The following is a 13,965-nucleotide window of genomic DNA, read 5'->3' on the forward strand; positions in this document are numbered from 1 at the left end:
CAGCAGCTACAAGGAGAGATGCGTGAGGCGCTTACCCGGGATCCTGCTGATCGCTTTGGCAACACTGGTCGTTATCGTCGCGCTGCTGGTCAGCGGCCTGCGTCTGGTTTTGCCACATCTGGACAAATGGCGCCCGCAGCTGCTGGCGCAGATCAGCCAGATAGCCGGGCGTCCGGTTGACGCCTCGCAGCTGAAGGCCAGCTGGCAGAACTTTGGCCCGACGCTTGAGATCCGGGACCTTAAGACCACCTTTGAAGACAACGGCCAGCTTTCGGTAAAGCGCATCTCGCTGGCCTTTGACGTCTGGCAAAGCCTGCTGCACCTGCGGCCGCAGTTTCGCGAGCTGACCTTCTGGCAGCTGAAAATCCACACCGACTCTACCCTGCAAAGCAACGACAGCGACGACGAGCTGAAGCCCGACCGCGTCGGCGATCTGTTTTTGCGCCAGTTCGACCACTTCACCCTGCGCGACAGCCAGCTGAGCTTTATGAGCATGTCGGGCCAGCGCATTGAGCTGGCTATCCCGCAGCTGACCTGGCTTAACGGCAAAAATCGCCACCGCGCCGAGGGCGAGCTCAGCCTCTCCAGCCTGACCGGACAGCACGGTGTGATGAAGGTGCGGATGGACATGCGCGACAGCGGCGGGCTGCTCAACGAAGGCCGCGTCTGGCTGCAGGCGGACGATATCGACGTTAAGCCGTGGCTTAACAAGTGGACCCAGGATAACGTTGCCCTGACCTCCGCCCGCTTCAGCCTGGAAGGCTGGCTGACGCTCGACAAGAGCGATATCACCAGCGGCGACGTGTGGCTGAAAAAGGGCGGCGCGGGCTGGCAGGGCGCTAACCGCCAGCAGCACACGCTCTTGGTTGATAATCTGACCACGCACGTTTCCCGCGAGGGCGACGGCTGGGCTTTCCATATTCCCGATACCCGCATCGCCATCGACGGCCAGCGCTGGCCGCGCGGGGCGCTGGCGATGGCCTGGTTCCCCGGCAAAGAGAAGGACGACGGCGAAGTGCGCATCCGCGCCAGCAACCTTGAGCTGGGCGGCCTGGCGGGCCTGCTGCCGATCGCCGAAAAGATCTCCCCGTCGCTGGGCGATATCTGGCAGACCACGCAGCCTCACGGCAAAATCGACATGCTGGCGCTGGATATCCCGCTGCAGGCCGCGGACAAGACCCGCTTTAAGGCGGCGTGGAGCGACCTGGCGTGGAAGCAGTGGAAGCTGCTGCCGGGCGCCGAGCACTTCTCCGGCGAAGCCGAAGGCAGCGCCGGCAATGGAATTCTCCGCGTGTCGATGCAGAATGCCGTCATGCCGTATGAAACCGTCTTTCGCGCGCCGCTGGAAATCAGTAAAGGCGTGGCGACGCTAAACTGGGTGCAGAACGAGAAAGGCTTTATGCTCGATGGCCGCGATATCGACGTTCAGGCGAAGGCCGTCCGCGCCCGCGGCGGCTTCCGCTGGCTGCAGCCGGAGGGCGACGCGCCGTGGCTCGGTATTCTGGCGGGCATCAGCACCGACGACGGCGGCCAGGCGTGGCGCTACTTTCCGGAAAACCTGATGGGCAAGGATCTGGTGGACTACCTCAGCGGCGCCATTCAGGGCGGCCAGGCCGACAGTGCCACCCTGGTGTACAGCGGTAATCCACACCTTTTCCCGTACAAGCATAACGAAGGCCAGTTCCAGGTCTGGGTACCGCTGCACAATGCGACCTTTGCCTTCCAGCCCGGCTGGCCGGCGCTCACTAACCTCAATATCGATCTCAACTTCCTCAACGACGGTCTGTGGATGCAGGCGGATAAGGTTGCGCTCGGCGGCGTCACCGCCTCCGATCTTCACGCCGCCATTCCCGATTACTCGAAGCACAAGCTGATTATCGACTCGGATATTCGCGGTCCGGGCAAAGCCGTCGGTCCCTACTTCCAGCAGACGCCGCTGAAAAAGTCTCTCGGGGCGACCCTCGACGAGCTGCAGCTGGACGGCGACGTCAGCGCCCGCCTGCATCTGGACATTCCGCTCAACGGCGAGCAGGTGCTGGCAAAGGGCGATGTGAAGCTTGCCAACAATTCGCTGTTCATTAAGCCGCTCAACAGCACGCTGGAAAATCTCAGCGGCGGTTTTACCTTTGAGAATGGCAATCTGCAGAGCGGCCCGCTCAGCGCCAGCTGGTTTCATCAGCCGCTGAACGTCGATTTCTCCACCCGCGAGGGCGATAAGGCCTATCAGGTGGCGGTTAACCTTAACGGCAACTGGCAGCCCGCGAAAACCGGTCTGCTGCCGCAGCAGATCAATGACGCCATTACCGGCAGCGTGCCGTGGCAGGGCAAGGTCGGTATCGACCTGCCCTACAAAGGTAGCACCCGCTATAAGGTGGATATTGCCGGCGATCTGAAGAACATCAGCAGCCGCCTGCCGGCGCCGGTGAGTAAAGCGGCGGGCGACCCGCTGCCGGTGAAGGTAAACGTCAGCGGCGGCCTCGATCGCTTTGATTTGACCGGCAGCGTGGGCGACAAAAACCACCTCAACAGCCGCTGGCGACTCGATAAAAAGCTGGTGCTCGATCGCGGTATCTGGACCAGCGACAGCCGCACACTGCCGCCGCTGCCGGACAGCGCCGGACTGGAGCTGAATCTGCCGGCGATGGACGGCATGGAGTGGCTGGCACTGTTTCGCAAGGGGGCCGGCGACGGCATTAGCGCCACCACCTCGTTCCCGGGGAAAATCACCCTGCGCACGCCGGCGCTGTCGATGGGCGGCCAGCAGTGGAATAACCTGAGCATTGTCTCTGAGCCGGTTATCGGCGGCACGAAAGTCGAGGCCCAGAGCCGGGAGATCAACGGCTCGCTGACGATGCGCGACAGCGGACCGTGGCTGGCGGCCATCAGCTACCTTTACTACAACCCGTCCTCCTCTTCCTCTTCGACAGGCAGCGCCGAGGGCGGCAGTAATCCGTTTGGCGCCAGTTCGGGCATTGACTTCAAAGGCTGGCCAAACCTGCAGCTGCGCTGCGCCGAGTGCTGGCTGTGGGGGCAAAAATATGGCCGCATTAACGGCGACTTCACCATTAAGGGCGACACGCTCTCCCTGAGCAACGGCCTGGTGGACACCGGCTTTGCCCGCCTGACGACCAGCGGCGAATGGGTCAATGCGCCCGGCGGCGAGCGCAGCGCGCTGAAGGGCAAGCTCAGCGGTAAGAAAATCGACACGGCGGTGAGCTTCTTTGGTCTCGATTCGCCGATCCGCGACTCTTCGTTTGACGTTGATTACGATCTGCACTGGCGCGCGGCGCCGTGGACGCCGGACGTCACCTCGCTCAACGGCATCATCAAAACCCACTTCGGCAAGGGCGAGTTCACCGATATCAGCACCGGCCATACCGGACAGCTGCTGCGGCTGGTGAGCTTCGATGCCCTGCTGCGCAAGCTGCGTTTTGACTTCAGCGATACCTTCAGCGAAGGCTTCTACTACGACTCGGTGCACAGCACCGCGTGGATCAAAGACGGCAAGCTGCATACCGATGATACGCTGGTGGATGGGCTGGAGGCGGATATCGGCCTCAAGGGGTCCGTCGATCTGGTGCAGCGGCGGGTCGATATGGAAGCTATCGTGGCGCCGGAAATCTCCACGACCGTCGGCGTCGCCACGGCCTTTGTTATCAACCCGATCGTCGGCGCGGCGGTCTTTGCCGCCAGCAAGGTGCTGGGGCCGCTGTGGAACAAGGTTTCCATTCTGCGCTATCGCATTACCGGGCCGATTGACCAGCCGCAGATCAACGAGGTTCTGCGCCAGGCGCGCAGCGATAAAACGCAATGATTTGACGGGGCGCGCGAATTGCCCCACTCTCATACCATTCTGAGTATTCCTGGCTAAAAGTGATTAAAACGATGAGTCTGAACCTGGTAAGTGAACATCTGCTGTCGGCGAACGGCCTGAACCATCAGGATCTGTTCGCCATACTTGGGCAACTGACCGAGCGCCGCCTCGACTATGGCGATCTCTACTTCCAGTCGAGCTATCACGAATCCTGGGTGATGGAAGACAGCATCATTAAAGACGGCTCGTACAATATCGACCAGGGCGTCGGCGTGCGGGCGGTGAGCGGTGAAAAAACCGGTTTTGCCTATGCCGACCAGATAAGCCTGCAGGCGCTGTCGCAGAGCGCACAGGCGGCACGCACTATCGTGCGCGAGAGCGGCGACGGCAAAGTCCACGCCCTCGGCGGCAAAGACCATCCGGCACTGTATACCCGCCTCGATCCGCTGCAGAGCATGAGCCGGGAAGAGAAGCTGGATATTCTGCGCCGCGTCGATAAAGCGGCGCGGGCGGCCGATAAGCGCGTGCAGGAGGTCTCCGCCAGCCTGACCGGCGTTTATGAACTGATTCTGGTGGCGGCGACTGACGGCACCCTGGCGGCGGACGTGCGTCCGCTGGTGCGCCTCTCTGTTAGCGTGCTGGTGGAGGACGGCGGCAAGCGCGAGCGCGGCTCCAGCGGCGGCGGCGGCCGCTTCGGCTACGAGTGGTTCCTCGCCGACGTTGATGGAGACGTTCGCGCCGATGCCTGGGCCAGAGAAGCGGTGCGCATGGCGCTGGTGAATCTCACCGCCGTTGCCGCCCCGGCGGGAACGCTGCCGGTGGTGCTCGGCGCGGGCTGGCCGGGCGTGCTGCTGCACGAAGCGGTCGGCCACGGTCTGGAAGGGGACTTCAACCGCCGCGGAACGTCGGTATTCAGCGGCCAGATGGATAAGCTGGTAGCGTCTGAACTCTGCACCGTGGTGGATGACGGCACCATCGCCGACCGCCGCGGCTCCGTCGCCATTGACGATGAGGGCACGCCGGGACAGTACAACGTGCTGATCGAGAACGGCGTGCTGAAGGGCTACATGCAGGATAAGCTCAACGCCCGCCTGATGGGCATGAAGCCGACGGGCAACGGCCGCCGCGAGTCCTACGCCCACCTGCCGATGCCGCGCATGACCAACACCTATATGCTGGCGGGAAAATCGACGCCGCAGGAGATCATCGAGTCGGTCGATTACGGCATCTTCGCCCCGAACTTCGGCGGCGGCCAGGTGGATATCACCTCCGGCAAGTTCGTGTTCTCCACCTCGGAGGCCTACCTGATTGAAAAGGGTAAAGTCACCAAAGCGGTGAAGGGCGCGACGCTGATTGGCTCCGGCATTGAGGCAATGCAGCAGATTTCGATGGTCGGCAACGACCTGAAGCTCGATAACGGCGTCGGCGTCTGCGGCAAGGAGGGCCAGAGTCTGCCGGTAGGCGTCGGTCAGCCGACCCTGAAGGTGGATAACCTGACGGTGGGCGGCACCGCATAACCTCTCATAGCCCGCTTCGGCGGGCTTTCTGCCGCTATCCCTTGTTTCCCTTCATGCCCTGAAAGCGCTTCGCGACCTCAATAAAGTAATCCGTCATATAGTTGATGCACACCTGCACTTTGAGCGGCAGCTTGTCCTTCTCGGTATAGACGGCGTATACCGGGCGGGGATCGGACTGATAGCGCGGCAGCAGGATCTCAAGCTCCCCGCGATTAATTTCATCAATGACCCACATCAGCGGCACGAAGGCGATACCTGCCCCGGCGGTCAGCCAGCGGCTGAGCGTCATCGGATCGTTAGTCACGAAGCGCCCCTGCGGGCTGAGGCGGGTCGAGTTTCCTTCCGGATCGACCAGCTCAAATTCGTTGTGCACCCGAATACTGTACTCAAGCCAGGAGTGGTTTGCCAGGTCGGCGGGTTTTTCCAGCGCGCCGGCCTGCTGTAGATAACTGTGCGCGGCGCACAGCACCATCGGCATGGCGCCAAGGCGGCGCGAAAACAGCCCTGAGTCCTGCAGGGTACCGACGCGGATCACCAGATCGAGACCGTCGGAGATCAGATCCGGGGCCGGGATACCGGTTACCAGATTCACGGAGAGGTCCGGGTACTCCCGCAGCATCTCAGCGGTGATCCTTGAGAGGACATTTTGTGCCATGGTTGAAGAACAACCAACGCGCAGTGTGCCGATAGGGGTGTTGTTAAAGGCGTACAGCTGCTCGTGGACATCCTGCACCTCAAACAGCATCCGCCGGCACCCCTGGTAGTAAATCTTACCCGCCTCGGTGAGGCCAAGGCTGCGGGTACTTCTGTTTAACAGCTTGACTTGCAACTCATTTTCGAGACGGGAAACAGTCTGGCTGATTGACGATACGCTCATTTCCAGCTGCCGCGCCGCCGCTGTAAAGGAGCCAAGCTCCACCACTTTGGCGAAGACGGACATGCGTTTTAGTCTTTCCATTGTTCACTCGGAGTTAAAAGTGATTTAGATCACATAATATAGATCATGCAATAACTGTTACGATAATATACTGTTAGCTGAATAATAAAATTATCGCTCTTACCTGCACTCTCTAATCGTTCAAGGTCAACATGAGTCTGTTTCCCGTTATCGTGATTTTCGGTCTGTCATTTCCGCCGATCTTCTTTGAATTGCTATTGTCGCTGGCCATCTTCTGGCTCCTGCGCCGGATGCTTATTCCCACCGGGATCTATGATTTTGTCTGGCACCCCGCGCTGTTTAACACCGCACTATACTGCTGTTTGTTCTACCTGATATCACGCTTGTTTGTCTGAGGTCGTTGTGAAAGCACTCATAAGAAAATTTTCCCGTACGGCGATTACGGTCATCCTGGTGATACTGGCGTTTATCGCGATTTTTCACGCGTGGGTCTACTATACCGAGTCACCGTGGACCCGCGACGCGCGCTTTAGTGCCGATGTGGTCGCAATAGCGCCGGACGTGTCGGGCCTGATCACCGAAGTTGACGTTAAAGACAACCAACTGGTGAAGAAAGGGCAGACGCTGTTCATCATTGACCGCCCGCGCTATCAGAAGGCGCTGGCGGAAGCGGAAGCCGACGTCGCCTACTACCAGGCGCTGGCGGATGAAAAGCGCCGCGAAGCGGGCCGACGCAACCGCATCGGCCCCGTGGCGCTGTCGCGGGAAGAGGTCGATCAGGCCAATAGCAGTCTGCAGACTGTCGAACATCAGCTGGCGAAAGCGCAGGCGACACGCGATCTGGCGCGTATCGATCTTGAGCGTACCGTGATCCGCGCCCCGTCTGACGGCTGGATAACCAACCTCAACGTTTACGGCGGCGAGTTTATTACTCGCGGTTCAACCGCGGTGGCGCTGGTGAAGAAAGGCACCTTCTACGTTACGGCTTATATGGAAGAGACCAAACTCGAAGGCGTGCGTCCCGGCTACCGTGCGGAGATCACCCCGCTTGGCAGTACCCGCGTGCTGAAGGGCACGGTGGACAGTATTGCATCCGGGGTAACCAATGCCAGCAGCACCGTCGATGCTAAGGGAATGGCGACCGTTGACTCCAACCTCGAATGGGTACGCCTGGCGCAGCGCGTGCCGGTACGTATTCATCTCGACAAGCAGACGGATAATCTCTGGCCTGCGGGCACAACCGCGACGGTTATCGTCACCGGAAAGCAGGATCGCGACCGGGATAAGATGAATTTTTTCCAGAAGCTGGGTATGCGCCTGCGTGAGTTTGGTTAATTACCATGGGCATCTTTACTATTGCCAGCCAGCATTTACGCTTTGCCATCAAGCTTGCGTGCGCCCTTGTGCTGGCGCTGTTTGTTGGCTTTCACTTTGAGCTGGAGACCCCCCGCTGGGCGGTGCTGACAGCGGCCATCGTGGCCGCGGGGCCAGCGTTCGCTGCCGGAGGCGAACCCTATTCCGGGGCGATTCGCTATCGCGGTATGCTGCGTATCTGCGGCACCTTTATTGGCTGTATCGCGGCGCTGATTATCATCATTATGATGATTCGCGCGCCGCTGCTCATGCTGCTGGTGTGCTGCCTGTGGGCGGGTTTCTGTACCTGGGTCTCGTCACTTGTCAGGGTTGAAAACTCTTACGCATGGGGACTGTCAGGGTACACTGCGCTGATTATCATTATCTCTATCCAGTATGAGCCGCTGCTGGCACCCCAGTATGCCGTGGAGCGCTGCAGCGAGATTGTCCTCGGGATCCTTAGCGCTATCGTAGCGGACCTGCTCTTTTCTCCGCGATCCATCAAGCAGGAGATAGACCGCGAGCTTGATTCCCTGCTGGTTGCCCAGTATCAGCTGATGCAGCTTTGCATCCGTCATGAGGACGCTGAGGAGGTGGATAAATCCTGGAGTGGTCTGGTTCGCCGTACGCAGGGTCTGGCGGGAATGCGCAGTAACCTCAATATGGAGTCCTCCCGCTGGGCAAAGGCTACCCGCCGCCTGAAGGCGATCAATACGCTCTCGCTGACGCTGATTACCCAGGCGTGCGAAACGTATCTGATTCAGAATACGCGTCCGGAGGCGGTTGCCCCCGCCTGGCGCGAAATGTTCGACCAGCCGGTTGAGACCGCCCAGGATGTGCATCGACAGCTCAAGCGTATGCGGCGTATTCTTTCCTGGACCGGGCAGCACGATATTCCCGTCACCATCTCCAGTTGGGTAGGGGCGGCAACGCGTTATCTTCTGTTAAAGCGCGGGGTCATTGGCAATACCAAAATCAGCGCCCTGGAAGAGGAGGTTTTGCGCAGCGAGGCCGTGGTTAAGGCGGAGTCCGCCGAGCGACATCATGCGATGGTGAATTTCTGGCGAACCACGCTCGCCTGCGCGCTGGGAACGGTCTTCTGGCTGTGGACCGGGTGGACGTCCGGCTCGACGGCAATGATTATGATCGCCGTGGTCACGTCGCTTGCGATGCGGATGCCGAATCCCAAAATGGTTGCTATCGACTTTCTGGTTGGGACGCTGATTGCGCTGCCGGTAGGCTCACTTTACTTCCTGGTGATTATGCCCTCCACGCAGCAGAGTATGCTGCTGCTCTGCATCAGCCTTGCTGTTCTGGCCTTCTTCATTGGTATCGAGGTGCAAAAGCGGCGGCTGGGCTCGCTGGGGGGACTGGCGAACATCATCAACATCATTGTGCTTGATAACCCGATGACCTTTCACTTCAGCCAGTTTCTGGATAGCGCGCTCGGCCAGATTGTTGGCTGTTTTCTGGCGCTGATTGTTATCCTTCTGATTCGCGATAACTCCCGTGCGCGTACCGGCCGCGTGCTGCTTAATCAGTTTGTGTCGGCAGCGGTGTCGTCCCTGACCACCAATAAAGCGCGGCGCAGGGTCAACCATCTGCCGGCCCTTTATCAGCAGCTGTTCTTGCTGCTGAATAAGTTTCCCGACGACTTGCCGAAGTTTCGCCTGGCGCTGAACCTGATCATCGCCCACCAGCGCCTGCGTAACGCGCCCGTGCCGGTTAACGATGACCTCTCTGACTATCATCGGGTGCTGCGGCGTACCGCCGATAAGCTGATTTCTGCCATCAGTGACGATAAGCGGCACCAGTACTTTGAGCAACTGCTGGAGCAGCTGGATATCTATCAGGAGAAACTCCGCTACTGGGAAGCGCCGCTGCAGGTCACCGAGCCGGTAGAGCGGTTAACCGCTATGCTGAGGAAGTACCAGGTGGCGCTGACGCAGAGTTAATTACTCTCACAGCCGACGCCTCAGGGCGTCGGTTTTTTTATGGCTATACTTAACTGCCGCCGTAGCCAACCGCCGTCAGGGAGTGGAAAAATGAAAACCTGGACTTTTGATTTTAATGCCATCGCCAGCCGCAGCGATTTCTATCGCGAGTTTGCGCGTGCATCCGGTCTTGAAGGGGCGAAGGTCAGCGATCTCGACTCGCTGTGGGAGACGGTGATTGCCGGACAGCTTCCCCTCCCGCTGGAGATAGCCTTTGTCCACATGACGGAAAAGCAGCGACGTCGCTACGGGGCGCTGATTCTACTGTTTGATGAAGCCGAGGAGGAGCTGGAAGGGCAGCTGAGATTCAATATTCATCAGGCATAAAAAAGCCCCCGGGGACGGGGGCAAGTCGTCACCTAAGACGACGAGGGTTTATTTGTATAGCTCGGCGGTTGCGTGCCAGCTATCGCCGGTATGAGCTTCGATAACGCGGTAGCTGCTGGCGCCCTGTTTTTCTGCTTTGGCTGCCAGCTCCTGGCGCATATCCATCGGCGAGCTGCCAATCTGGGAAACGGTCACGGTACCCATCGGCTGCAGGCCCTGGGCCTGCTCTGCGTTAACCTGATGCACCGCGGCGGCGGCGCTGAAAGAAAGAACGGATGCCAGTCCTGCTGCTGCTACGATAGTTGCAATTTTCATCGTTGTACTCCTCAATCTGTTTACGCTGCGGCCAGAAGGTTTAACGTGCTTTTTTTATGCCTGGTGCCGCGCGGCGTCTCTGTTCACTGTTGTTCGTCAGACATTGCTCAATGCTGAAAAATTATTTATACGGCTCGTTACTTACTTATAGAGCTCTGCGGTCGCGTGCCAGTGCGAGCCGGTACGGGCTTCAATGATGCGGTAGGAGGAAGCGCCCTGCTCCTGAGCTTTCTGGTCCAGCATCGCGCGCATATCCATCGGCGATGAGCCAATGGCGCCGACGGACACGGTGCCCAGCGGCTGGCGGTTTGCCGCCTGGTCGAGGTTGATGGAGTCGGCTGCGACAGCACCAAACGAGATGACGGAGAGGATACCCAGAACACTTAATGTTGTTTTGATTTTCATGATTTCTTACCTCGTCGAATTTTTTATTGGGGTCATTTGTTTCGTGACCCTCATCACAAAATTAAGTATACACTAGTAACGCAAAAAATTAATACCAGACTAATTGTTTCATCTGTCATAAAGTAACAAAAAAGCTATTTTTAATAGCTGAATGGAATAAAAAAAGAAACTGTTAATGAGTTATTCTAATTAAATCAAGTAGATACTTGAAATTAGCCTTTTGTGCGATTATGAAAACGAGATTGACTGAATGAGGACAAAAAAGCAGTTAATCGCACTTAGTGTTAAATGTTTTGGGGCGTAATGTAGCGAGCTGATGGCCGGGAGAGGGTATAAACGCTCCGGCGGGGAGCCGGAGAGCGGGATCACAGTTCCTGTTCGAACAGCACCAGGATGGCTTCATACAAATCTTTGACGCTGAAGCCGCGCGCCGGGGTGGTGAAAATAGTGTCATCCCCGGCGATGCTGCCAAGGATACCTTCCGCTTTACCCAGCGAGTCCAGCAGGCGGGCAATAAGCTGGGCGGCGCCGGGGCTGGTATGAATCACCACAACGGCATCGTTATAGTCGATATCCAGTACCAGGTTCTTGAGCGGGCTGGAGGTGGTCGGCACGCCCAGTTCGGCGGGCAGACAGTAGACCATCTCCATTTTCGCGTTGCGGGTACGCACTGCGCCAAACTTGGTCAGCATGCGGGAGACTTTCGACTGATTGATATTATCGAAACCCTCTTCCTGCAGGGCCTGCACAATTTCGCCCTGCGAGCTGAACTTCTCTTCTTTAAGCAGCGACTTAAACGCCTTAATTAACTCTTCTTGCTTAGCGGAGCTTCGCATAATTCACCCATACTATGGCGGTAGATACAACATTATTATGCATATAAATGAATTTTTATGCAAATACTCTGCCACAAGTCAGGCTGAAATAATGTTATGAAAGACGCGAATTTTATCAAAAATCGTTATCGGGGAACATGCTTTCGTTGCGCTGTTAAATTGCGCCAAAAGGTGAATTAAATGTTATGAAAATGATATTGTTTTGCTTGATGAGGTGGGTGTATTGTAACCAACATCGACCGTAACCACGCGCGGAGTAAGCTCTTGATCGGCTGCAAAGTGAGCAATAGCACGACTCTGATGCGGGGAGAGCCGCATTCTTTAGTTACGTTAGTTGTTATTAAGCGGTCCGTGAATTAAGGTTCCCGCGACGGAGTTACGGTAGATGAAACTAAAACATAATAAGGAGTTTAGGATGAAAGTTGCAGTCCTCGGCGCAGCTGGCGGTATCGGCCAGGCGCTTGCCCTACTACTTAAGACCCAACTGCCCTCAGGCTCAGAACTCTCCCTGTATGACATCGCGCCGGTGACCCCGGGCGTGGCGGTGGATCTCAGCCATATTCCCACTGATGTGAACATCAAAGGCTTCGCCGGTGAAGACGCCCGTCCTGCGCTGGAAGGCGCTGACGTCGTGCTCATCTCGGCAGGTGTTGCCCGTAAACCAGGTATGGATCGTTCTGACTTGTTCAACGTCAACGCCGGCATCGTCAAAAACCTGGTGCAGCAGATTGCCGAAACCTGCCCGAAGGCGTGCATCGGCATCATTACGAACCCGGTCAACACCACGGTGGCGATTGCCGCTGAAGTGCTGAAAAAAGCCGGCGTGTATGACAAAAATAAACTCTTCGGCGTCACCACGCTGGATATCATCCGCTCCAATACCTTTGTCGCTGCGCTGAAAGGCAAACAGCCGACCGATGTTAACGTACCGGTGATCGGCGGCCATTCGGGCGTCACCATCCTGCCGCTGCTGTCGCAGATCCCGGGCGTGAGCTTCTCCGATCAGGAAATCGACTCGCTGACGAAGCGCATTCAGAATGCGGGTACGGAAGTGGTTGAGGCGAAAGCCGGTGGCGGGTCCGCAACGCTCTCTATGGGTCAGGCCGCGGCGCGCTTTGGCCTGTCGCTGGTGCGGGCGCTGAACGGCGAGAAGGGCGTAGTGGAGTGTGCCTACGTTGAAGGCGACGGCGAATATGCCCGCTTTTTCTCCCAGCCGCTGCTGCTTGGCAAGAACGGCATCGAAGAGCGTCAGCCGATCGGCGCGCTCAGCGCTTATGAAAAGCAGGCGCTGGAAGGCATGCTGGATACGCTGAAGAAAGATATTGTTCTCGGCGAAGAGTTCGTCAACAAGTAAGCACCGGCTGCTGAAGCAAAAAACCGGAGCGCGTCAGCGCCTCCGGTTTTTTTTCGCCCCTCAGTTGGTGGCCGGATACTCCTGCACCGTCACCTTCAGGGTTATCTTCTTGTCGTCGCGCATTACGACCACCGGGATCTCAGAGCCCGGGCGGATCTCGGCGACCTGATCCATGGTTTCCAGCGCGGAAATGGCCGGTTTGCCGTTCACGGTGATAATCACGTCGTTAACCTGGATCCCCGCCTGCGCCGCCGGGCCGCCCGGGGCGACATCGTTAACCACGATGCCCTGGATCTGATCCAGCGCGCTGCTCTGAGTATGGAGCGGGGCGATTTCACGGCCGCTGATGCCGATATAGCCGCGGATCACCCGGCCATCGCGGATAAGTTTATCCATGATTTTCGTCGCCAGCTGGAACGGGATGGCAAAGCCGATACCTTCCGGCGTTTCCCCGTCATTGCTCTTGTCGAACGACAGCGTGTTGATCCCCATCAGCTCGCCGAGCGAGTTTACCAGCGCGCCGCCGGAGTTGCCGTGGTTAATAGAGGCATCGGTTTGCAGGAAGTTCTGGCGCCCGGAAGGGTTCAGGCCGATACGGCCGGTGGCGCTGATAATGCCCTGGGTAATGGTCTGCCCGAGGTTGTAGGGGTTGCCGATAGCCAGCACCACATCGCCGATGTGCGGCGTGCGCTTGGGATTGATCGGGATCGTCGGCAGGCCGCCGGTGGCGTTGATTTTCAGCACCGCCAGGTCGGTCAGGGTATCAGAGCCCACCAGCAGGGCTTCAAACACGCGTCCGTCCTGCAGGGCGACGATTATCTGGTCCGCATCGTTGATAACGTGCTTATTGGTAAGGATATAGCCGCGATCGTCCATAATCACGCCGGAGCCGAGGGTCAGCATATTGTGGCTGCTGTTATTCAGCGCCCGATTATAGACGTTCACGACCGCAGGCGCGGCGCGCTTCACCGCCTGATTGTAGCTGGCGGGCGATTCATCGGTGCTGTCATAGTGCGGTGACGACAGCGGATTGAGCTGGCGCAAAGAGGGCATGGTGGCCAACAGGATCGCGCTGACAATCAGACCGATAGCAATAGAACGAATAAGCTTTACGAGCATGATGCAGTTATCACTGAGTGGGATTCTGGCGCA

At 58.2% G+C, this 13,965-nt stretch carries 12 protein-coding genes; 7 read left to right on the forward strand and 5 right to left on the reverse strand.

The genetic code is table 11. The features are described from left to right. Positions 1-22 precede the first annotated feature (22 nt). Positions 23-3,814, forward strand: coding sequence for an AsmA2 domain-containing protein YhdP (gene yhdP, locus ENGE1_RS02545; protein ID WP_048253830.1), 3,792 nt, complete (start codon positions 23-25; stop codon positions 3,812-3,814). A gap of 71 nt (positions 3,815-3,885) precedes the next feature. Then, positions 3,886-5,331, forward strand: a complete 1,446-nt coding sequence (gene tldD, locus ENGE1_RS02550; RefSeq protein WP_045288753.1) for a metalloprotease TldD — start codon at positions 3,886-3,888, stop codon at positions 5,329-5,331. 34 nt (positions 5,332-5,365) lie between these two features. Here tldD and aaeR read toward each other — a convergent pair whose 3' ends face one another. After that, positions 5,366-6,289: an HTH-type transcriptional activator AaeR gene (gene aaeR, locus ENGE1_RS02555; protein WP_043080917.1), complete on the reverse strand. Its 924-nt coding sequence runs from the start codon at positions 6,287-6,289 to the stop codon at positions 5,366-5,368. Positions 6,290-6,420: 131 nt separating this feature from the next. Between aaeR and aaeX the strand changes: the two genes are divergently transcribed. The 4 genes from aaeX (at position 6,421) to ENGE1_RS02575 (ending at position 9,903) form a co-directional block, all read left to right on the forward strand. Beyond that, positions 6,421-6,624 carry a p-hydroxybenzoic acid efflux pump operon protein AaeX gene (gene aaeX / locus ENGE1_RS02560; RefSeq protein WP_043080916.1) on the forward strand — a complete coding sequence of 68 codons (204 nt, stop codon included), beginning with the start codon at positions 6,421-6,423 and terminating at the stop codon, positions 6,622-6,624. A gap of 7 nt (positions 6,625-6,631) precedes the next feature. Then, a complete protein-coding gene (gene aaeA, locus ENGE1_RS02565; protein ID WP_048253862.1) occupies positions 6,632-7,564 on the forward strand; it encodes a p-hydroxybenzoic acid efflux pump subunit AaeA in 933 nt (310 codons plus the stop codon). A 5-nt stretch (positions 7,565-7,569) separates the two neighbouring features. Then, complete coding sequence (gene aaeB, locus ENGE1_RS02570) at positions 7,570-9,537, forward strand: p-hydroxybenzoic acid efflux pump subunit AaeB (RefSeq protein WP_043080915.1); 1,968 nt, start codon at positions 7,570-7,572, stop codon at positions 9,535-9,537. Between the two features lie 90 nt (positions 9,538-9,627). Then, the gene (locus tag ENGE1_RS02575) at positions 9,628-9,903 is read left to right on the forward strand and encodes a barstar family protein (RefSeq protein ID WP_043080914.1); all 276 of its coding nucleotides are present in this window, start codon (positions 9,628-9,630) and stop codon (positions 9,901-9,903) included. A gap of 48 nt (positions 9,904-9,951) precedes the next feature. Here the strand turns inward: ENGE1_RS02575 and yhcN (ENGE1_RS02580) are convergent, their stop codons facing one another. From yhcN (ENGE1_RS02580) to argR, 3 genes are all read right to left on the reverse strand, one after another. Continuing rightward, positions 9,952-10,218, reverse strand: coding sequence for a peroxide/acid stress response protein YhcN (gene yhcN, locus ENGE1_RS02580; RefSeq protein ID WP_043080913.1), 267 nt, complete (start codon positions 10,216-10,218; stop codon positions 9,952-9,954). Between the two features lie 141 nt (positions 10,219-10,359). After that, positions 10,360-10,623, reverse strand: a complete 264-nt coding sequence (gene yhcN, locus ENGE1_RS02585) for a peroxide/acid stress response protein YhcN (RefSeq protein WP_043080912.1) — start codon at positions 10,621-10,623, stop codon at positions 10,360-10,362. Positions 10,624-10,988: 365 nt separating this feature from the next. After that, complete coding sequence (argR, locus tag ENGE1_RS02590) at positions 10,989-11,459, reverse strand: transcriptional regulator ArgR (RefSeq protein ID WP_043080911.1); 471 nt, start codon at positions 11,457-11,459, stop codon at positions 10,989-10,991. A gap of 415 nt (positions 11,460-11,874) precedes the next feature. Here argR and mdh point away from each other — a divergent pair, with 415 nt between their 5' ends. Further along, positions 11,875-12,813: a malate dehydrogenase gene (gene mdh / locus ENGE1_RS02595; protein ID WP_043080910.1), complete on the forward strand. Its 939-nt coding sequence runs from the start codon at positions 11,875-11,877 to the stop codon at positions 12,811-12,813. A 60-nt stretch (positions 12,814-12,873) separates the two neighbouring features. Here the strand turns inward: mdh and degS are convergent, their stop codons facing one another. Continuing rightward, positions 12,874-13,932 carry an outer membrane-stress sensor serine endopeptidase DegS gene (gene degS / locus ENGE1_RS02600; protein WP_043080909.1) on the reverse strand — a complete coding sequence of 353 codons (1,059 nt, stop codon included), beginning with the start codon at positions 13,930-13,932 and terminating at the stop codon, positions 12,874-12,876. Between the last annotated feature and the right edge of the window lie 33 nt (positions 13,933-13,965).

Source organism: Pluralibacter gergoviae ATCC 33028 = NBRC 105706 (genome assembly GCF_001598855.1).
Lineage (GTDB): Bacteria > Pseudomonadota > Gammaproteobacteria > Enterobacterales > Enterobacteriaceae > Pluralibacter > Pluralibacter gergoviae.

Excerpts from the sequence above, each read along its gene's own strand:
- tldD (WP_045288753.1), top strand. The coding sequence starts at position 3,886 with ATGAGTCTGAACCTGGTAAGTGAACATCTGCTGTCGGCGAACGGCCTG.
- aaeR (WP_043080917.1), bottom strand. The coding sequence starts at position 6,289 with ATGGAAAGACTAAAACGCATGTCCGTCTTCGCCAAAGTGGTGGAGCTT.
- aaeX (WP_043080916.1), top strand. The coding sequence starts at position 6,421 with ATGAGTCTGTTTCCCGTTATCGTGATTTTCGGTCTGTCATTTCCGCCG.
- aaeB (WP_043080915.1), top strand. The coding sequence starts at position 7,570 with ATGGGCATCTTTACTATTGCCAGCCAGCATTTACGCTTTGCCATCAAG.
- ENGE1_RS02575 (WP_043080914.1), top strand. The coding sequence starts at position 9,628 with ATGAAAACCTGGACTTTTGATTTTAATGCCATCGCCAGCCGCAGCGAT.
- yhcN (WP_043080913.1), bottom strand. The coding sequence starts at position 10,218 with ATGAAAATTGCAACTATCGTAGCAGCAGCAGGACTGGCATCCGTTCTT.
- yhcN (WP_043080912.1), bottom strand. The coding sequence starts at position 10,623 with ATGAAAATCAAAACAACATTAAGTGTTCTGGGTATCCTCTCCGTCATC.
- argR (WP_043080911.1), bottom strand. The coding sequence starts at position 11,459 with ATGCGAAGCTCCGCTAAGCAAGAAGAGTTAATTAAGGCGTTTAAGTCG.
- mdh (WP_043080910.1), top strand. The coding sequence starts at position 11,875 with ATGAAAGTTGCAGTCCTCGGCGCAGCTGGCGGTATCGGCCAGGCGCTT.
- degS (WP_043080909.1), bottom strand. The coding sequence starts at position 13,932 with ATGCTCGTAAAGCTTATTCGTTCTATTGCTATCGGTCTGATTGTCAGC.